We start from the raw sequence: 19,890 nt of genomic DNA on the forward strand, positions 1-19,890 counted from the left end.
CGCCGGCGCCCAGGGGCCGGCGACGTCCACCCCCGAGCTGCTCGTGCTGACCGCCGGCGGTGCCGGGGACGTCACCGGCCCGGAGGCGGTGCACGACGAGGTGAACCGCGTGCTCGGCCTGGTGCAGGAGTGGCTGGCCGGCCCCGACACCCACCGGCTGGCGGTGCTCACCCGCCGCGCCGTCGGCGACGACGGGACCGACCCGACCGGGGCGGCCGTGTGGGGGTTGCTCCGCTCCGCGCAGGCCGAGAACCCCGACCGGCTGCTGCTGGTCGACACCGACCCGGATGCGGACGTGTCCGGCTCCCTCACCGTGGCGGTGGCGACCGGTGAGCCGCAGGTACGGGTCCGCGACGGTGTCGTCTCGGTGCCCCGGCTCACCCGGCAGATCATCGAACCGTCCATCCCGGACGCCCCGCTCTACGGCACCGGCACGGTGCTGGTCACCGGTGCGACAGGTGCGCTCGGCGCGGCGGTGGCCCGGCACCTGGTGACGACGCACGGGGTGACCCGGCTGCTGCTGGTGTCCCGCCGGGGCCCCGCTGCGCAGGGCGCCGACGACCTGGTCGCGGAGCTGACCGGGGCCGGTGCGCAGGTCGAGCTGGTCGCCGCCGACGTGGCCGACCGGGCCCAGGTCACCGCCCTGGTCGACGGCCACCCCGACCTGTCGGCGGTGGTGCACACCGCCGGGGTGCTGGACGACGGCGTGGTGTCGTCGCTGTCCGCCGCCCGACTCTCCGCGGTGCTGCGCCCCAAGGTGGACGCGGCATGGCTGCTCGACGAGCTGACCCGGGGTCGGGACCTGTCGGCGTTCGTGCTGTTCTCCTCGCTGTCCGGGGTGCTGGGTGCGCCGGGGCAGGGCAACTACGCGGCGGCGAACGCGTTCCTGGACGCATTGGCGGTGTCCCGTCGGATGGCCGGGTTGCCGGCGGTGTCGTTGGCGTGGGGGTTGTGGGGTGAGGGTTCGGCGATGACCGACCGGCTCGCCGACGCCGACCGGGAGCGGATGTCCCGGGGTGGGGTGCTGCCGTTGACCACCGCCGACGGGTTGGCCCTGCTCGACGCGGGCGTCGCCAACCCGTACCCGACTGCGGTGCCGGCCCGGCTCGACCTGGCCGCCCTGCGTGCCCTCGGCGACGACCTGCCGTTGCCGTTCCACGGTATGGTCCGCCCGGCCCGGCGCACGGCCGCCCGCGCCGCCACGGGGAGCGCCGCGACCGGGTGGGCGGCGGACCTCGCCATGCTCTCCACCGAGGAGCGTGAGCGCGCCGCGACCGCCCTGGTCCTCAGCCAGGTGGCCACGGTGCTCGGGCACGCCTCCGCCGAGCGGATCGACGCCGGCCGCGCGTTCCAGGAGCTGGGCTTCGACTCGCTCACCGCCGTGGAACTGCGCAACGGGCTCGCCGTCAGCACCGGCCTGCGGCTGCCCGCCACCCTGATCTTCGACTACCCGTCCCCGCGTGACCTGGCCCGGCACCTGCTCAGCGAGATCGCCGGCCCGGACGACACCGACGCCGTGCGGCAGACCGCCACGACCGTCGCCGACGAGCCGGTGGCGATCGTCGGGATGGCCTGCCGCTACCCCGGCGGTATCACCTCGCCGGAGGACCTGTGGCGGCTCGTCGCCGAGGGCACCGACGCCGTCGACGGCTTCCCGACCGATCGGGGTTGGGACCTGGCCCGGCTCTACGACCCGACGAGCAACCGCCCCGACACCACCTACGTGGACAAGGGTGGATTCCTCACCGATGCCGCCCAGTTCGACCCGGTCTTCTTCGGCATCTCCCCCCGTGAAGCGGTGATCATGGATCCGCAGCAACGGTTGCTGCTGGAGACGTCCTGGGAGGCTTTCGAGCGGGCCGGCATCGACCCGGGAACCCTGCGCGGCTCGTCCACCGGTGTGTTCGCCGGGGTGATGTACCACGACTACGTCTCCGGGCACAGCTCCGGCAGCATCGTCACCGGCCGGGTGGCGTACACGTTCGGCTTGGAGGGGCCGGCGGTGTCGGTCGACACGGCGTGTTCGTCGTCGTTGGTGGCGATGCATCTGGCGGGTCAGGCGTTGCGGTCGGGTGAGTGTGATCTGGCGTTGGCTGGTGGGGTGACGGTGATGGCGACGCCGGAGACGTTTGTGGAGTTTTCGCGGCAGCGGGGGTTGGCGCCTGATGGTCGGTGTAAGCCGTTCGCGGCGGCGGCCGACGGGACGGGTTGGTCCGAGGGTGTCGGTGTGTTGGTGTTGGAACGTCTCTCGGATGCGGTGCGTAACGGGCACATGGTGTTGGGTCTCGTGCGGGGTTCGGCGGTGAATCAGGATGGTGCGTCGAACGGGCTGACCGCGCCGAATGGTCCTTCTCAGCAGCGGGTGATCCGGCAGGCTCTGGCGAATGCCCGGGTGTCGGCGGCTGAGGTGGATGTGGTGGAGGCGCACGGTACGGGTACGACGTTGGGTGATCCGATTGAGGCGCAGGCGATTCTGGCGACGTACGGTCGGGATCGGGAGCGGCCGTTGTGGTTGGGTTCGGTGAAGTCGAATCTGGGTCATACGCAGGCTGCTGCTGGTGTGGCGGGTGTGATGAAGATGGTGTTGGCGATGCGGTACGGGGTGGTGCCGCGGACGTTGCACGTGGATGCGCCGAGTCCGCACGTGGACTGGTCGGCGGGTGAGGTGCGGTTGGCGACTGAGGCGGTCGAGTGGCCCGCCGACGGTCGTCCGCGTCGGGCGGCGGTGTCGTCGTTCGGCATCAGCGGCACCAACGCCCACCTGATCCTGGAGCAGGCCCCCGCCGCCGCGCCGGCGGCCGTACCGTCCGCCACGACGGTGACCGCCCTGGCGGACGCTCCGGTGTCGCTCTGGCCGGTCTCCGGCCGTTCCGCCACCGGCCTCGCCGCCCAGGCGGCCCGCCTCGCCGACTTCCTCACCACCGCCGACCTGCACCCCGCCGACGTCGCGTTGACCCTCGGCACCGGCCGGGCGGCGCTGGAACACCGGGGCGTGGCCGTCGCGGACGGTGTCGCCGGTCTCCGCGCGCTCGCCGCCGGCCAGGGCGTGCACGGCCACCTCACCACCGGACGCACCGCTGTGCTGTTCACCGGTCAGGGTGCGCAGCGGGTGGGGATGGGTCGTGACCTGGCGGCGGCTTTCCCGGTGTTCGCGCAGGCTCTGGATGAGGTGTGTGTGGCGTTCGGGCCGTTGCTGGGTGGTGATCTGCGGGAGGTGATGTTCACCGACCCGGACGGTCTCCTGGACCAGACCGGCTGGACGCAGCCGGCGTTGTTCGCGGTTGAGGTGGCGTTGTTCCGTCTGGCGGAGTCGTGGGGTCTCAAGCCGGACTTCGTGGCGGGTCATTCGATCGGTGAACTTGCCGCCGCGCATGTCGCGGGGGTGTGGTCGCTGGCGGATGCGTGTCGGGTGGTGGCGGCGCGTGGTGGTCTGATGCAGGCCCTTCCGGCGGGTGGGGCGATGTTGGCGATCGCCGCCCCGTTGGCGGAGTTGGATCTGGGTGACGTGGACGTGGCGGCGGTGAACGGTCCTCGTGCGGTGGTCGTGTCGGGGACGGAGGAGCAGGTCGCGGCGTTGGAAGCCTCCCTTGAGGTGAAGACGCGTCGGTTGCGGGTGTCGCATGCGTTCCATTCGCATCTGATGGACCCGATGCTCGCCGAGTACGGGCAGGTCCTCGACGGGGTCACCGCCAGTCCGGCGACCGTTCCGTTGGTGTCGACCGCGACCGGTGATCTTGTCACCGACGAGGAGTTGGGTTCGGTCGGGTACTGGCAGGGTCAGGTGCGGGGGACCGTGCGGTTCGCTGACGCGGTGGCCGCTCTGGCGGCCCGTGGGGTGACGCGGTTCGTGGAGATCGGGCCGGACAGTGTGCTGACCGCGATGGTCGCCGACTGCGTCGAGGACGCCACCGCGATCGCGTTGCAGCGCCGCAAGCGTGAGCAGGTCGAGGCGTACGCGGCCGGGATGGCGCAGGCGTGGATCAGCGGCGTCGACCTCGACTGGGCGGCCATCCACCCCACCGCCCGGCAGGTCGACCTGCCCACCTACGCCTTCCAACGCCAGCACTACTGGCTCTACGACCCGGCCCTGGTCGGTGCCGGCCTGCTCGCCGCCACCCACCCGCTGCTCGACGCCGCCGTGCCGCTGGCCAACACCGACGGTGTCGTCTTCACCGGCCGCTGGTCGCTGCACACCCACCCGTGGCTGGCCGACCACGCCGTCGGCGGCACCGTCGTGTTCCCCGGCACCGGCCTGGTCGAACTCGCCATCCACGCCGGTGACCAGGTCGGCGTCGGCCTGCTCGACGAGCTGACCCTGCACGCGCCGCTCGTCGTCCCCGCCGCCGGCAGCGTCGAGGTACAGGTAGCCGTGGAGACGCCCGACCCGACCGGCCGCCGCGCCGTCCTGGTGCACTCCCGGGACCGCGACGACGCCCCCTGGACCCGGCACGCCACCGGCGTCCTCACCACCGGGGACACCCCCGGCGTCGCGCTCACCGCGTGGCCCCCCGCCGACGCCGAACCGCTGCCGCTGGCCGGCCTCTACGACGACCTCGCCAGTGGCGGGCTCGACTACGGCCCGGTCTTCCAGGGTCTGCGCCGCGCCTGGCGGGCCGGCGACGAACTCTTCGCCGAGGTCGACCTCCCCGACGGTACGCAGACCGACGGCTACGGCCTGCACCCGGCCCTCTTCGACGCCGGCCTGCACGTCCTCACCCGCGCCGACGGCGACACCCCCCGGGGACTGCCGTTCGCCTGGTCGGGAGTGGCACTGCACGCCACCGGCGCGACCAGCCTCCGGGTCCGGCTCACCCCCGCCGGCACCGGGGTACGGATCGCGGTCGCCGACGCGGTCGGCGCACCCGTGGCCACCGTACGGTCGCTGGTGCTCCGCCCGGTGCAGGTCACCGCCGGGACCGGCGTCGCCGACGCGCTGTTCGGCCTCGACTGGCAGCCCGTCGCCGTCACCCCGACGGACACCGCCCCCGCCTGGGCGTGGCACCCCGACACCGCCCGTGCCGGCGACGCCACCTCCGCGACCGCCGCCGGGGGAACCGGTGACAGGCACACCCCGACCGCCCTACCGGGTGGTGGCACGGCGACCGCCGACGGCGCGGCCGAGCTGGTGGTGCTGCGCGCCGGAGGCACCGACGACGTACACGCCGAGGTGCACCGGGTGCTGGGGATCGCCCAGCGCTGGCTGGCCGGGGAGGACCGTGCCCCGCTCGTCGTCCTTACCCGGCACGCCGTCGGTGACGACGTGACCGACCTGGCGGGCGCGGCGGTCTGGGGGTTGCTGCGCTCCGCGCAGGCGGAGAACCCCGACCGCATCCTCCTCGTCGACGCGGACACCGACCGGCTCGACGACATCCTCCCGGCGGCCCTGGCTGCCGGCGACCCGCAGGTGTCGATCCGCGACGGCATCGTCCGGGTGCCCCGGATCGTCAGGCGTCCCTTGCCGGTGACGCCGTCGGACGCCCCGCTCTACGGCACCGGCACGGTGCTGGTCACCGGTGCGACAGGTGCGCTCGGCGCGGCGGTGGCCCGGCACCTGGTCACGGCACACGGGGTGTCCCGGTTGTTGCTGCTGTCGCGCAGCGGTACGGCGGCGGCCGGCGCCGACGACCTCGTCGCCGAACTGACTGGTTCCGGTGCCCGGGTCGACCTGGTCGCCTGCGACGTGGCCGACCGTGACCAGCTGACCGCCGCCCTGGCCGACGTGCCGGACCTGTCGGCGGTGGTGCACACCGCCGGGGTGCTCGACGACGGCGTGGTGTCGTCGTTGACCCCGGACCGGGTCTCGGCGGTGCTGCGGCCCAAGGTGGACGCCGCGACGCTGCTCGACGAGCTGACCCGGGGTCGGGACCTGTCGGCGTTCGTGCTGTTCTCCTCGCTGTCCGGGGTGCTGGGTGCGCCGGGGCAGGGCAACTACGCGGCGGCGAACGCCCACCTCGACGCGCTCGCGGTCACCCGGCGGGCCGCCGGGCTGCCAGGGGTGTCGTTGGCCTGGGGACTGTGGGGCGAAGGCTCCACGATGACCGAAGGACTCGCCGACACCGACCGGGAGCGGATGTCCCGGGGTGGGGTGCTGCCGTTGTCCACCGCCGACGGGTTGGCCCTGCTCGACGCCGCGGTAGCCGGCGGGTCGGCCACCCTCGTCCCGGCCCGGCTCGACGTGCCGACGCTGCGTACCCTCGGCGACCGGTTGCCCCCGGTGCTGCGCGCCCTGACCGGGCCGACCCGGCGCACGGCCACCGCCGCCAGCACCGTCGACCGGTCGGGCAGCGACTGGTTGACCGGCCTGCCGGAGCAGGAGCGCGCCGGTGCCGTCCGGCACCTGGTGCACACCCACGTCGCCGCCGTGCTCGGTCTCGCCGGGCCGGACGCGGTCGAGGCGGACCGCACCTTCCAGAGCCTCGGCTTCGACTCGCTCACCGCCGTCGAGCTGCGCAACGCGCTCTCCACTGCGGCGGGCCTGCGGCTCCCGGCCACCCTGATCTTCGACTACCCGACGCCCGTCGCCCTCGCCGAGTTCCTGCACGGTGAGCTGAGCGGCGCACTCGACGTACCGCAGGCCCGGCAGACCGCCACCACCACGATCGGTGACGACCCGGTGGCGATCGTCGGGATGGCCTGCCGCTACCCCGGCGGGGTGTCCTCCCCGGAGGACCTGTGGCGGCTAGTCGCGGACGGCGTCGACGCCATCGACGGCTTCCCGACCGACCGGGGTTGGGACCTGGCCCGGCTCTACGACCCGACCGGCGTCCGCCCCGACACCAGCTACGCCGACCAGGGTGGGTTCCTGCCCGGCGCGGCCGGCTTCGACCCGGCCTTCTTCGGCATCTCACCCCGCGAGGCCGTGCTGATGGACCCGCAGCAGCGGCAACTGCTGGAGGTCTCCTGGGAGGCGTTCGAGCGGGCCGGCATCGACCCCTCCTCGGTACGCGGCTCCGCCACCGGCGTCTTCGCCGGCCTGATGTACCACGACTATGTGACCGGGCACAGCGCCGGCAGCGTCGTCTCCGGGCGGATCGCCTACACCCTCGGCCTCGAAGGCCCCGCCGTCACCGTGGACACCGCGTGTTCGTCGTCGTTGGTGGCGATGCATCTGGCGGGTCAGGCGTTGCGGTCGGGTGAGTGTGATCTGGCGTTGGCTGGTGGGGTGACGGTGATGGCGACGCCGGAGACGTTTGTGGAGTTTTCGCGGCAGCGGGGGTTGGCGCCTGATGGTCGGTGTAAGCCGTTCGCGGCGGCGGCCGACGGGACGGGTTGGTCCGAGGGTGTCGGTGTGTTGGTGCTCGAACGACTCTCCGACGCCCGTCGGCACGGACACACGATCCTCGGTCTCGTGCGGGGTTCGGCGGTCAACCAGGACGGCGCGTCGAACGGGCTGACCGCCCCCAACGGGCCGGCGCAGCAGCGGGTGATCCGGCAGGCTCTGGCGAATGCCCGGGTGTCGGCGGCTGAGGTGGATGTGGTGGAGGCGCACGGTACGGGTACGACGTTGGGTGATCCGATTGAGGCGCAGGCGATTCTGGCGACGTACGGTCGGGATCGGGAGCGGCCGTTGTGGTTGGGTTCGGTGAAGTCGAATCTGGGTCATACGCAGGCTGCTGCTGGTGTGGCGGGTGTGATGAAGATGGTGTTGGCGATGCGGTACGGGGTGGTGCCGCGGACGTTGCACGTGGATGCGCCGAGTCCGCACGTGGACTGGTCGGCGGGTGAGGTGCGGTTGGCGACTGAGGCGGTCGAGTGGCCTGCCGATGGTCGTCCGCGTCGGGCGGCGGTGTCGTCGTTCGGCATCAGCGGCACCAACGCCCACGTCATCGTCGAGGAGTACCCGCAGCCCGTCGCGGCACCCGAGTCGACGCCGGCACCCGCCGTGGTGCTCTGGCCGCTGGGCAGCCGCTCCACCGCCGGCCTCACCGCCCAGGCGGCCCGGCTGCGCGACTTCCTCACCGACGAACGACCTGTCGACATCGGACACTCCTTGGCCGCCGCTCGGGCCGCCCTGGACCACCGGGGTGTCGTCCTCGGCAGCTCCGCCGACGACCTCGCCACCGGCCTGGAGGCCCTGACCACCGGGGCCGGCCTGTCCGGCCGTATCACCACCGGTCGCACCGCCGTGCTGTTCACCGGTCAGGGTGCGCAGCGGGTGGGGATGGGTCGCGAGTTGGCGGCGGCTTTCCCGGTGTTCGCGCAGGCTCTGGATGAGGTGTGTGCGGCGTTCGGGTCGTTGCTGGGTGGTGATCTGCGGGAGGTGATGTTCACCGACCCGGACGGTCTCCTGGATCAGACGGGGTGGACGCAGCCGGCGTTGTTCGCGGTTGAGGTGGCGTTGTTCCGTCTGGCGGAGTCGTGGGGGTTGAAGCCGGACTTCGTGGCGGGTCACTCGATCGGTGAGTTGGCTGCCGCGCACGTGGCCGGTGTCTGGTCGCTGGCGGACGCCTGCCAGGTGGTGGCGGCCCGTGGTGGTCTGATGCAGGCCCTTCCGGCCGGTGGGGCGATGCTGGCGATCGCCGCGCCGCTGGCCGAGTTGGATCTGGGTGACGTGGACGTGGCGGCGGTGAACGGTCCTCGTGCGGTGGTCGTCTCGGGTACCGAGGAGCAGGTCGCGGCGTTGGAGGCGTCGCTTGAGGTGAAGACGCGTCGGTTGCGGGTGTCGCATGCGTTCCATTCGCATTTGATGGACCCGATGCTGGCCGAGTACGGGCAGGTCCTCGACGGGGTCACCGCCAACCCGGCGGGTATCCCGCTGGTGTCGACCGCGACCGGTGATCTTGTCACCGACGAGGAGTTGGGTTCGGTCGGGTACTGGCAGGGTCAGGTGCGGGGCACGGTCCGGTTCGCTGACGCGGTGGCCGCTCTCGCGGCCCGTGGGGTGACCCGGTTCGTGGAGATCGGGCCGGCCAGTGTGCTGACCGCGATGGTGGCCGACAGCGTCGACGACGCGGTGACCATCGCGTTGCAGCGCCGTGACCGGGACCAGGTCACCGCGTACGCCACCGGGATGGCGCAGGCGTGGATCAGCGGTGTCGACCTCGACTGGGCGGCGGTCAACCCGGGCGGTCGGCAGGTAGAACTGCCCACCTACGCCTTCCAACACCAGCACTACTGGATGCAGGACACCGGGGCGGAGCGGGACGTCACCGCCGCCGGGCTGCTCGACGCCGAGCACCCGCTGCTGTCGGCCGTCACCACCCTGCCCGACACCGACGGGCTGATCGCCACCGGACTGCTGTCCCGGCGTACCCAGCCGTGGCTGGCCGAGCACATGTTGGGCGACACGATCGTGCTGCCCGGCACCGGGCTGGTCGAACTCGCCCTCCGGGCCGGGGACCAGGTCGGCTGTGGCCGGCTTGCCGAACTCACCCTCCAGGCCCCGCTGGTCGTCCCCGACGACGACGGCGTGCAGGTGCAGGTGGCCGTCGGCGGGCCCGGCGACGACGGCGGCCGACAGGTCACCGTCTACTCCCGGCACCGGGACGCACCGTGGACCCGGCACGCCACCGGCCTGCTCACCCCGGCCCCCGCCGACCCACCGGCCGACCCGGCGACCGCCTGGCCGCCGGCCGCCGCCACCCCCGTCGACGTCGACGGGCTCTACGAGCGGATGGCCGACGCCGGACTGGTCTACGGACCGGTCTTCCAGGGCCTGCGGGCCGCCTGGCGGCACGGTGACGAGGTGTACGCCGAGATCGCGCTCCCCGCCGACGTGCTCGACGCCGACCGGTTCCACCTGCATCCGGCCCTGTTCGACGCGGCGCTGCACGCCATCGGGCTGAGCCGGGGCGAGGGGCGGCCCGGCGTCCCGTTCTCCTGGAGCGGGATCACCGTCCACGCCACCGGTGCCGCCGCGCTGCGGCTCACCGTCACCCCGGCCGGCCCCGACGAGGTCGCCCTCACCCTCACCGACGAGACCGGCGCACCCGTCGCCCGGGTCGACTCGCTGGTGCTGCGGGAGATCGACGCGGGTCAGCTCGCCGCCGCCCGCACCGGCCGGCAGGAACACCTCTACCGGATCGACTGGACCCCGGTGCCGCTGCCCACCACCCCGGCCGACGGCCGCTGGGCACTGGTCGGCGTCGACGAGTTCAAGGTGGCCGCCGCGCTCGACACCGTCGGCCTGCTCGCCGAGACCCACCCCGACCTGACCGCCCTCACCGTCACCCTCGACGCGGGCGGGACCGTACCGGACGTGGTGCTGGTCGCCAGCGTGCAACCCGACTCCCGGGACCTCGCGGCCGGTGCCCGGCACACCACCGGTCAACTGCTCACCCTGCTCCAGGGCTGGCTCGCCGACGAACGGCTGGCGTCGTCCCGGCTGCTGGTGCTCACCCACGGCGCGCAGGGTGACCGGGTCACCGAGCCCGCCGCCGCGGCGGCCTGGGGTCTGGTCCGGTCCGCCCAGTCGGAGAACCCGGGTCGGATCGTCCTGGTCGACCTCGACGACCACGACGGGTCCGCCCAGCTCCTCCCGGCGGTGCTGGCCGGTGGCGAACCGCAGCTGGTGGTCCGCGAGGGCGTCGCGCACGCCGCCCGGCTGGTGCCCGCCGCCGGGCCCGACGGCACCCCCGGCAGCGCCTTCACCGACGGTGGCACCGTGCTGCTCACCGGTGCCGGCGGCACCCTCGGCCGGCTCGTCGCCCGACACCTGGTCGACGCGTACGGGGTGCGGCACCTGCTGCTGGCCAGCCGGCGCGGCCCCGACGCCGACGGGATGGCCGCGCTGCGCGACGACCTCACCGCCCGCGGGGCGGAGGTCACCGTGGCCGCCTGCGACCTGGCCGACCGGGACGCGGTCGCCAGGTTGCTCGCCGCAGTGCCCGCCGGGCACCCGCTGACCGGGGTGGTGCACGCCGCCGGGGTGCTCGACGACGGGATCATCCCGGCGCTGACCCGGGACCGCCTCGACGCGGTGCTGCGCCCCAAGGTCGACGCGGCCACCCACCTGCACGAGCTGACCCGGGACGCGGGGCTCACCGCGTTCGTGTTGTTCTCCTCGGCGGCCGGCGTGCTCGGCGGGCCGGGGCAGGGCAACTACGCGGCGGCGAACGCGTTCCTCGACGCGCTGGCGAGCGCCCGCCGGGCCGCCGGGCTGCCCGCCCAGTCCCTGGCCTGGGGGCCGTGGGCCGGCGGCGGGATGGCCGACGACCTCGGCGGCACCGACCGGGCCCGGATGTCGCGGGGCGGGGTGCAACCGGTGTCCGCCGCGGAGGGACTGGCGCTGCTCGACGCGGCGCTGGCCCGTACCGAGGCGGTGCTCGTCCCGGTCAAGGCCGACCTGCGCACCCCGGCGGGGGACGAGGTGCCGCCGATCCTGCGCGCCCTGGTCACCCCGGCCCGGCGTAGCACCCCGGGGACGAACCGACCCGACCCGGCGGCGCTGCGGCGTACCCTCGGCGGGCTGGACGGCGACGGCCAGCAGGCGCTGCTGGCCGACCTGGTGCGCTCGCGCGCCGCGACCGTGCTCGGGCACGGCCGCCCCGACGACCTCGACCCGGCGCTGCGCTTCGTCGAGCTGGGCTTCGACTCGCTCACCGCGATGGAGCTGCGCAACGCCCTCAACGAGGCGACCGGGCTGCGGCTGGCCACCGGGGTGGTCTTCGACCACGGCAGCGTCGACGAACTCGCCGCGCTGCTGCGCACCGAACTGGCCGCGCCACCGGCCGAGGAACGGGCCGGCACGCCCGACGCCGCCGCCGACACGATGAGCGCGCTGTTCCGCACCGCCGTCAAGAGCGGCCGGGTACAGCAGGGCCTGTCCCTGCTGTACGCGGTGGCCGACATCCGGCCCACCTTCGACGGGCCGGCCGACCTGCCGCAGGTCCCCGCCCCGCGCCGGCTCGCCCGGGGCGACCAGGGGCCGGCGATCATCTGCTTCCCGTCGCCGATGGCGCTCGGCGGCGACCAGCAGTACGCCCGGTTCACCGCCGAGTTCGGTGGCACCCGGGACGTGTGGACCCTGCCGGTGCCCGGTTTCGGCCGGGACGAGAGCCTGCCCGCCTCCGCCGACGCGGCGGTACGGGTCTTCGCCGAGATGGTCCGCCCGATCGCCGAGCAGGGGCCGTACGTCATCGTCGGATACTCCTCCGGCGGCCTGTTCGCCCACGCCACCGCCGGTGAGCTGGAGCGGCAGGGGCACGGCCCGGCCGGGGTGGTGCTGCTCGACACCTACCTCACCACCGGCAGCACCACGGCGACGTTCTTCACCCACATGCTCGACTCGCTGCTGGACCGGGAGGCCACCTTCGGCGAGTTCAGCAGCGCCCGGCTGTCGGCGATGGGCCGCTACGTCCGGCTGCTGCAGAGCTGCCCGGTGGAGGCGATCGACACGCCGGTGCTCTTCGTCCGGCCGCAGGAGTCCATCGTGGCCGGCGGCGACGACGACGGGTGGCGGGCCACCTGGGAAACCCCGCACACGCTCCGGGAGGTGCCCGGCGACCACTTCACCATGATGGAGGGTCGGGTCGGCACGACCGCCGAGGTGGTACGGGACTGGATCGCGCAGTGACGCGCGCCGTGACGACAGCGGGAGTGGACGACATGACACTGGCACCGACCACCAAGGGCACCGTCGAGTTCGGCGAGCACCGGACCTGGTACCGGGTGACCGGCGAGCTGCACGGCGACCGGCCACCGCTGGTGGTGCTGCACGGCGGCCCCGGCAGCACCCACGACTACCTGCTCAACCTGGCCGAGCTGAGCCGCTCCGGCCGGCCGGTGGTGCACTACGACCAGCTCGGCAACGGCGGCTCCACCCACCTGCGGGGCCGGGGCGCCGACTTCTGGACCGTGGAGCTGTTCCTCGCCGAACTGGACAACCTGCTGCGCCGGCTCGGCATCGCCGAGGAGTACGTGCTGTTCGGGCAGTCCTGGGGCGGGGTGCTGGCGGCGGCCCACGCCGCCGACCGGCCCGCCGGGCTGCGCGGCGTGGTGATCGCCAACGCGCCCGCGTCGTACCCGCTGTGGCTGCCGGAACTGGACGTGCTGCGGGCCGCGCTGCCGCCCGGCGTGGACGCGACGCTGCGCCGGCACGAGGCCGCCGGCACCACCGGCAGCCAGGCGTACACGGCCGCGATGATGGTCTTCTACCAGCGGCACGTGTGTCGGCGTAAGCCGCTGCCGCCGGAGCTGATGGCCACCTTCATGGAGATCAACGGCGATCCGACCGTCTACCACGCGATGAACGGGCCCAGCGAGTTCCACATCACCGGTACGCTGCGCGACTACTCGCTGCTCGACCGGCTGCCGCAGATCGACACCCCGACCCTGGTCATCAGCGGCGAGTACGACGAGGTCACCCCGGCCGCGGTGCGCCCCTTCCACGACCTCGTCCCCGGCGCCCACTGGGAGATCATCGAGGGGGCCAGCCACCTGCCCCACCTGGAGACCCCGGAGCGGTTCACCGAGGTCCTCACCCAGTTCCTCGACAAGCTCTGAACCGGCCCGGGACGACCGGCGGCGCATGCTCGACGACGCCCGGCCCACCCGGGGCGACCCGGGCCGATCCGACCCGGGCCGGGCCGCCGGTCCGGTCGGGGCGGCGTCCGGCTCAGGCGGGCCGGGCGTCGTACGTCGCGCGGTGGGCGTGCACCTCGTCCAGATGCGTTTCGGCCCAGCTCTTGAGGGCCCGCATCGTCTCGTGCAGGGAGAAGCCGAGGTCGGTCAGCTCGTAGGTGACCGTGACCGGCACGGTCGCCGTCGCGGTACGGCTGACCAGGCCGTCGCGTTCCAGGGTGCGCAGCGTCTGGGTGAGCATCTTCTGGCTGACCCCGGCCAGCAGGCGGGACAGCTCCGAGTAGCGCATCGGCCGGGGAGTGCCGGCGCAGTCCGCGCCGAACCGGTGCGACCCGTCGGTGCGCAGCGCGGCCAGCACCAGCGCGACCCACTTGTCGGAGATCCGGGCGAGCAGCTCCCGGCTGGGACACTGCGCCACGAACGCGTCGTACGCCACCGCCGTCTCCGCCCGGCGCTCGGCCGCCGTCCTCGTGGTCATCGCCGGTCCTCCCGCAGTCGGTTTGCTACGCACTTTCAGGTGCCTACTTCCCTCCAGAAAGCTACCTCACCGATAGTGGTCGGGTACCACTCCGTTGACCATGAAGGCCGAGGTAACCACATGCTCACCCGCTCTCTGCCCGGCGGCACCTGGACGCTGGGCGACCTGACCGTCACCCGGTCCGGCTACGGCGCCATGCAACTCGCCGGCCCCGGGGTGATGGGACCGCCCGCCGACCCGGACGCGGCGCTGGCCGTCCTGCGGGAGGTCGTCGCCCTCGGCATCACGCACATCGACACCAGCGACGCCTACGGGCCGCACGTGACCAACCGGCTGATCCGCGAGGCCCTGCACCCGTACCCCGAAAGGCTGCACCTGGTGACCAAGGTCGGCGCGACCCGGGACGCGCAGGGCGGCTGGCCTGCCGCGCGGGAGCCGGAGCAACTGCGCCGGGCCGTCGAGGAGAACCTGGACAACCTCGGCGTCGAGGCCCTGGACCTGGTCAACCTCCGGCTCGGTGACGCCACGGGGCCCCGGGCCGGCTCCCTCGCCGAGCCGCTCGAGGCGCTCGTCGCACTCCAGCACAAGGGCCTGATCCGGCACCTGGGGGTGAGCAACGTGACGCCCGAGCAGGTCACCGAGGCACAGTCGATCGCCCCGATCGTGTGCGTGCAGAACCTCTACAACCTGGCCTACCGGCAGGACGACGCGCTGATCGACCGGCTCGCCGGACAGGGGGTGGCCTACGTGCCGTACTTCCCGCTGGGTGGGTTCAGCCCGTTGCAGTCCGCGGCGCTGTCGGCCGTGGCCGCCCGCCGGGACGCGACGCCGATGGCCGTCGCCCTGGCCTGGCTGTTGCAGCGCTCACCCAACATCCTGCTCATCCCCGGCACCTCGTCGGTGGCGCACCTGCGGGAGAACGTCGCCGGGGCGGGGCTGACGCTCACCGCCGACGACCTCGCCGCACTGGACGCGATCGGACGCTGACCGGAGAACCACGAAAAGTGCCCGTGACCAGACCGGTCACGGGCACTGTCCGGAACGGGTGCCGCTCACACGGGAGCGGGCACGCCACGCATGTCGGTCAGCACACTCCACAGCGTCTGCGGGGTGGCGAACGTCTCCATCGACATCGCCTCGTCGACGAAGCGCACGTCGTACTCGCTCTCCAGGGTGGCCAGCAGTTCGACCATGGCGAGGGAGTCCAGGCCGGAGTCGCGCAGGCTGGTGCCGGCCAGCAGCGTCTCCTCGGGGTCGAGGAAGGGCAGGTGCTGGCGCAGGATGGCCTCGAACCGTTGATCCCACATGTCCGCGATTCCTTCCGGTGCAGGGTGAGAAGACGCTAACAACGCCCCACGGGGGCTGACGACCCGGCAATTCCCCAGCCGCCGGCCGGCCCGGGTAAGGGGTCGTTAGGGGGGTCGATGCGGGTGGGGGCCGGCAGGGCCGCCGATACGCTCCGGCCATGAGTCGAGAGAACTTCGCGCGCACGCACGCCTCCGTGGAGACGCTGCACGAGTTCCTGTTGGCGGGCGCCCGGCTGACGCCCGACAAGCCGGCCGTCATCCAGGCCGTCGGCGGCGAGGTCGGCTCCATCTCGTACCGTCAGCTCGCCCAGCGGGTGGACGGCTACGCCGCCGCCCTCGACGAACTCGGCCTCGACATCGGCGACCGGGTGATCCTGGAGTCGGACACCACCCCGACCGCCATCGCGGCCTTCCTGGCCTGCTCCTCGCTGGGCCTGACGTTCATCCCGGTCAGCCCGGAGACCCCCGCCCAGCGGCTCGCGCTGATCGCCGAGAGCACCGCCGCCGCGCTGCACCTGCAACCCGTCGACGGCCGCCGCGACGGCGTACCCGCGTCGCTGGGCACCGCCCGGTTCGGCCCGGACGGCATCCAGGTCGAGCGGACGCCCGCGCCGCGCACCCGGCACCGCCGGGAACTGGTGCCCACCGACCCGGCCTACATGATCTTCACGTCGGGCACCACCGGACGACCCAAGGGCGTGGTGATGAGCCACCGGGGCGTGCTCGCCTTCTTCCGGGGGATGCTGCGGCACGGCATCGTCTCCGCCGAGGACCGGGTCGCCACCACCTCGCCGTTGCAGTTCGACTTCTCGCTGCTCGACATCGGCCTGGCGCTGGGCAGTGGCGCGGCCGTGGTGCCGGTGCCCCGCTCGCTGCTGCGCTGGCCGCGCCGCTTCGTGCAGTTCCTCGCCGACAGCGGCGCCACCCAGGTCAACGGGGTGCCGTCGATCTGGCGGGGGGTGCTGCGGCACGAGTTCGCCGGGCTGGCCGCGCTCGGCGAGCAGATCCGCGGGGTGCTCTACTCAGGCGAGAACTTCCCCCTGCCCGAGATGCGGGAGCTGCAACGTGCCCTGCCGCACGCCCGCGTGGTCAACTGCTTCGGCAGCAGCGAGTCCATCGCCGCGTCCTTCACCGACGTGCCGAACCCGCTGCCCGACGACGCCGACCGGATCTCCATCGGCCACGCCCACCCGGGCGCGGAGATGCTGCTGATCGACGAGGACGGCCGGCCGGTCGACTCCCCGGGTGTCATCGGCCAGATCCACCTGCGCAGCGCCGCCCTGTTCCACGGCTACTGGAACGACCCGGAGGCGACCGCCGCCGCGCTGGTGCCCGACCCGCTCAACCCGGCCACCGGGCAGGTGGTCTTCCGCACCGGCGACCTGGCCTACCGGGGCGAGGGTGGCGAACTCTACTTCACCGGCCGGGCCGACTCCCTGGTCAAGGTGCGCGGCAACCGGGTCGAGCTGGGCGAGGTGGAGCGCCGGGTCCGGGAGTTCCCGGGCATCACCGGGGCCGCCGCGCTGATGCTGCCGCAGGAGGGCAAGGACCCGGTGCTGGCCGCGTTCGTGGTGCTCGACGAGGGCGTCACCGGCGTGGAGGAGATGGAGCTGGGCGCGTTCTGCCTGGAGGCGCTGCCCGACTACATGGTGCCGCAACAGGTCCGGGTCATCGACGAGCTGCCGGTCAACGCCAACGGCAAGATCGACCGGCGGGCCCTCGCCGAGCGAGCCGGACAGCCCGCCCAGCGCTGACCCGCACCCCGACGACCCCTGGCCGGTCCCTTCAGGAGGGGGACCGGCCAGGGGTTTCCCACGCCGGTTTCCTGCGCCGCCGCCCTGCCGCCCGCCGGCCGTCGCCCTGCCGCCCGTCGCCCGTCGCCCGCTGCCGTCGCTGCGCGCGCAGTTTCATGGCTGTAGTGGCATCCGAGCGTTCCGATGCCACTACAACCACGAAACTGTGTCGATCATGGAGATCCCCGGCCCGGAGTGGTCCGGGCCGGGGAGGGTGGGTGAAGGCAGGGAGGGTAAGTGAAGGCAGGGAGAGTGGGGAGGGTGGGTGCGGATCAGTGTTCGGCGGCCTCGCGGGCCAGCCGGGCCCGGTCCACCTTGCGGTTGGAGTTCAACGGGAACTCCGGCACGTGCCGATACGAACGCGGCAGCATCCCCTTGGGCAGGATCTGCCGCAGCTGCCGGGACAGCTCGGCCGGGGCGGTCCGCTCCCCGGTGTAGAAGACCACCAGCTCGGTGCCGCCGGCCCCGGAACGGGCCACGGTCACCGCGTCCTCGATGCCGGGGCAGCCGCGCAGGGCGTGCTCGATCTCGGCCAGCTCCACCCGCCAGCCGTGCACCTGCACCTGCGAGTCGAGCCGCCCCAGATAGATCAGCTCCTTGTTCTCCAACCGCCGGACCCGGTCCCCGGTGCGGTACCAGCGCCGCCCGTCACGGACCAGGAACCGGCCCTCGTCGTCGGCCGGATCGAGGTAACCGGGGGTGAGCTGCGGGCCGGTGATGCAGAGTTCCCCCTCCACCTCACTGGCCGCGCCGTCGGCGTCGAGCAGCACCCCGTCGTGCCCGTCGTGCAGCGTCCCGATCGGGACCAGGCCGTTGACGCAGAGCCCCGGCGAGGTCTCCGGCGACCAGCGGTGCCCGGTGATCGTCACGGTCAGCTCGGTCGGGCCGTAGATGTTCTCCAACGTCGACCCGGGGGCCGCCGCCTGCCAGTCCACCGCGTCGGCGGCGTGCAGCGCCTCCCCGGCGAAGAAGCTCCACCGCAGCGACGGCATCGCCGCCGCACCGAGGCGACCGGTCCGCCGGACCAGGGTGATCGCGCTCGGGGTGGAGAACCACACGGTCAGGCCCCGCTCGGCGACGAACGCCGGCACGTCCCGGTAGGCCGCCGGCGGCACCGGGTGCACGCTCGCCCCCGCGCCCCAGGCGCAGAACAGGTCGAACATCGCGCAGTCGAAGTTCAGGTCGAACGACTGGGAGAACCGGTCGTCCGGCCCGAAGTCGTACCGGTCGTCCAGCACGGAGAAGTAGTGCCGCAGGTTGCCGTGGGTGATCGGCACCCCCTTGGGCCGCCCCGTCGAGCCGGAGGTGAACAGCACGTAGGCCACGTTGTCCGGGCGGGCGGGGCGGGGCGCGGCCAGTGGCGTCGCCCCGACCACCGGCAGCCGCAGCCCGGTGCCGCTGCCGCGCGGGTCCACCACCGGCGCGAACACCGGCACCCCGGCGACCGCGTCACCCATCTCCGCCCGGACCGCCAGCCCGGCGTCGTCGAGCAGCAGGACGGAGACCCCGCACGCGGTGAGCATCCCCGCCGTCCGGGCCGCCGGGAACTCCGGGTGCAGCGGCACGGCGGTCGCGCCGAGGTACAGGGTGGCGAGCAGCCCGGCGTACGACTCCAGGGTCTTGCCGGCGAGGATGCCGACCACCCGGGGCGGCCCGTCCGGGCCGGCGGCCAACGCCCCGGCCCAGCGCAGCGCGGTGGTGTGCAGCTCCTCGTAGCTGACCGGACCGGTCGGCAGGTGCAGGGCGGTGGCCCGGGGTGCGGCGGCCAGCCCCTGGAGGAACCGGCCGTGCAGGGCGTAGTCGGTGTGCTGGGTCATCTCGTCCTCCGTGCTCTGCCGGCGCTCAGGCGGCCACGGCGCGACGGATCGGCCGCATCGCCCGCCGCGGGTCCACGATGGTGGTCCGGAAGTTGCGGACGGTCGCGCCGACCCGGCCCCAGAGCCGGTCCGGCCCGCAGACGTGCACCGTCTGCACCCCGGACTGCTGGAACGTGGCGACCACCGCCGGCCAGCGCACCGGGGTGACGATCCCGTCGAGCAGCATGGTCCGTACGCCGTCGGCGGTGGTGCGTACCGTGCCGTCCTGGTCGGCGACGACCGGGATCTGCGGATCGGTGAAGTGCAGCGACCCGAACAGCTCCGCCTCCACCCGGTCGCGCAGCGGTTGGAACGCGGCGGCGTGCAGCGGCGGGTCCATCACGTACAACGGCAGCCCGCCGCCGGCCCGCAGCCGCTGCGCCAACCAGTCGGTGCGCCCCTCGTGCAGGGTCACCATCCAGAAGTCGGTGTCGACGTAGCAGGAGATCTCGTACCACTCGCCGGCCTCGTCCAGCTCGGCGAGGATCTCCCGCAGCCGCTCGGCCGGGGTACGGACGAACGACATCGTCACCACGCCCCGCTGCTCGGCGGTGAAGTACTCCGTCTCGATCCGGGACAGCCGCGCCGTCATCCGGACCGCCTCGGCGAAGTCCAGCGCGCCGCTGAACACGGCGGCGGCCTTGCCACCGAAGCTGGGCCCGGCGATCAGGTCCGGCCGCAGGTCCATGGTCCGTTCCGCCCAGCGGGCCAGCGCCACGCAGTTGACCAGGAAGGCCACCTGGGCGTACTCGGAGTAGTCGCTGTCGCTGTCGCGGTAGCTGGCGAACAGGTCGTAGTCCAGGGCGTCGCTGGCTGCGGCGAGCAACTCGCGGGCGTCCCGGTCGATGAGCATGAACTTCGCGACGTCGGCGAAGTCGCACGGGCCCATCCCGGGAAAGACGATGGCGCTGGTCATCTGGGGCGTCCTTGTCGTC

8 protein-coding genes are annotated in these 19,890 nt (G+C 73.3%); 4 read left to right on the forward strand and 4 right to left on the reverse strand.

Annotated elements, in window-relative coordinates:
• Positions 1-43 precede the first annotated feature (43 nt).
• Together ACQP2H_RS09285 and ACQP2H_RS09290 are read left to right on the forward strand one after the other, a co-directional pair.
• Positions 44-12,514, forward strand: a complete 12,471-nt coding sequence (locus ACQP2H_RS09285; protein ID WP_433233500.1) for an SDR family NAD(P)-dependent oxidoreductase — start codon at positions 44-46, stop codon at positions 12,512-12,514.
• Positions 12,515-12,537: 23 nt separating this feature from the next.
• Positions 12,538-13,443, forward strand: a complete 906-nt coding sequence (locus ACQP2H_RS09290; protein WP_208569129.1) for a proline iminopeptidase-family hydrolase — start codon at positions 12,538-12,540, stop codon at positions 13,441-13,443.
• 112 nt (positions 13,444-13,555) lie between these two features.
• On the opposite strand, the gene ACQP2H_RS09295 is transcribed toward ACQP2H_RS09290, so the two are convergent.
• Positions 13,556-13,999 carry a winged helix-turn-helix transcriptional regulator gene (locus tag ACQP2H_RS09295; RefSeq protein WP_219469121.1) on the reverse strand — a complete coding sequence of 148 codons (444 nt, stop codon included), beginning with the start codon at positions 13,997-13,999 and terminating at the stop codon, positions 13,556-13,558.
• Between the two features lie 120 nt (positions 14,000-14,119).
• On the opposite strand from ACQP2H_RS09295, the gene ACQP2H_RS09300 reads away from it, so the two are divergent.
• Positions 14,120-14,986, forward strand: coding sequence for an aldo/keto reductase family oxidoreductase (locus ACQP2H_RS09300; RefSeq protein ID WP_433232115.1), 867 nt, complete (start codon positions 14,120-14,122; stop codon positions 14,984-14,986).
• 65 nt (positions 14,987-15,051) lie between these two features.
• Here ACQP2H_RS09300 and ACQP2H_RS09305 read toward each other — a convergent pair whose 3' ends face one another.
• Entirely contained in the window at positions 15,052-15,306 is a 255-nt protein-coding gene (locus ACQP2H_RS09305; RefSeq protein WP_088642125.1) for a phosphopantetheine-binding protein, read from the reverse strand.
• 158 nt (positions 15,307-15,464) lie between these two features.
• Between ACQP2H_RS09305 and ACQP2H_RS09310 the strand changes: the two genes are divergently transcribed.
• Positions 15,465-17,060: a D-alanine--poly(phosphoribitol) ligase gene (locus ACQP2H_RS09310; RefSeq protein WP_357538542.1), complete on the forward strand. Its 1,596-nt coding sequence runs from the start codon at positions 15,465-15,467 to the stop codon at positions 17,058-17,060.
• A gap of 311 nt (positions 17,061-17,371) precedes the next feature.
• Here the strand turns inward: ACQP2H_RS09310 and ACQP2H_RS09315 are convergent, their stop codons facing one another.
• Both ACQP2H_RS09315 and ACQP2H_RS09320 read right to left on the reverse strand, forming a co-directional pair.
• Entirely contained in the window at positions 17,372-18,916 is a 1,545-nt protein-coding gene (locus ACQP2H_RS09315) for an AMP-binding protein (RefSeq protein WP_357538540.1), read from the reverse strand.
• A gap of 25 nt (positions 18,917-18,941) precedes the next feature.
• Positions 18,942-19,871: an ACP S-malonyltransferase gene (locus ACQP2H_RS09320; RefSeq protein ID WP_219469136.1), complete on the reverse strand. Its 930-nt coding sequence runs from the start codon at positions 19,869-19,871 to the stop codon at positions 18,942-18,944.
• Between the last annotated feature and the right edge of the window lie 19 nt (positions 19,872-19,890).

Origin of the sequence: Micromonospora sp. CA-248260 (assembly GCF_050942205.1) — a bacterium.
Lineage (GTDB): Bacteria > Actinomycetota > Actinomycetes > Mycobacteriales > Micromonosporaceae > Micromonospora > Micromonospora antibiotica.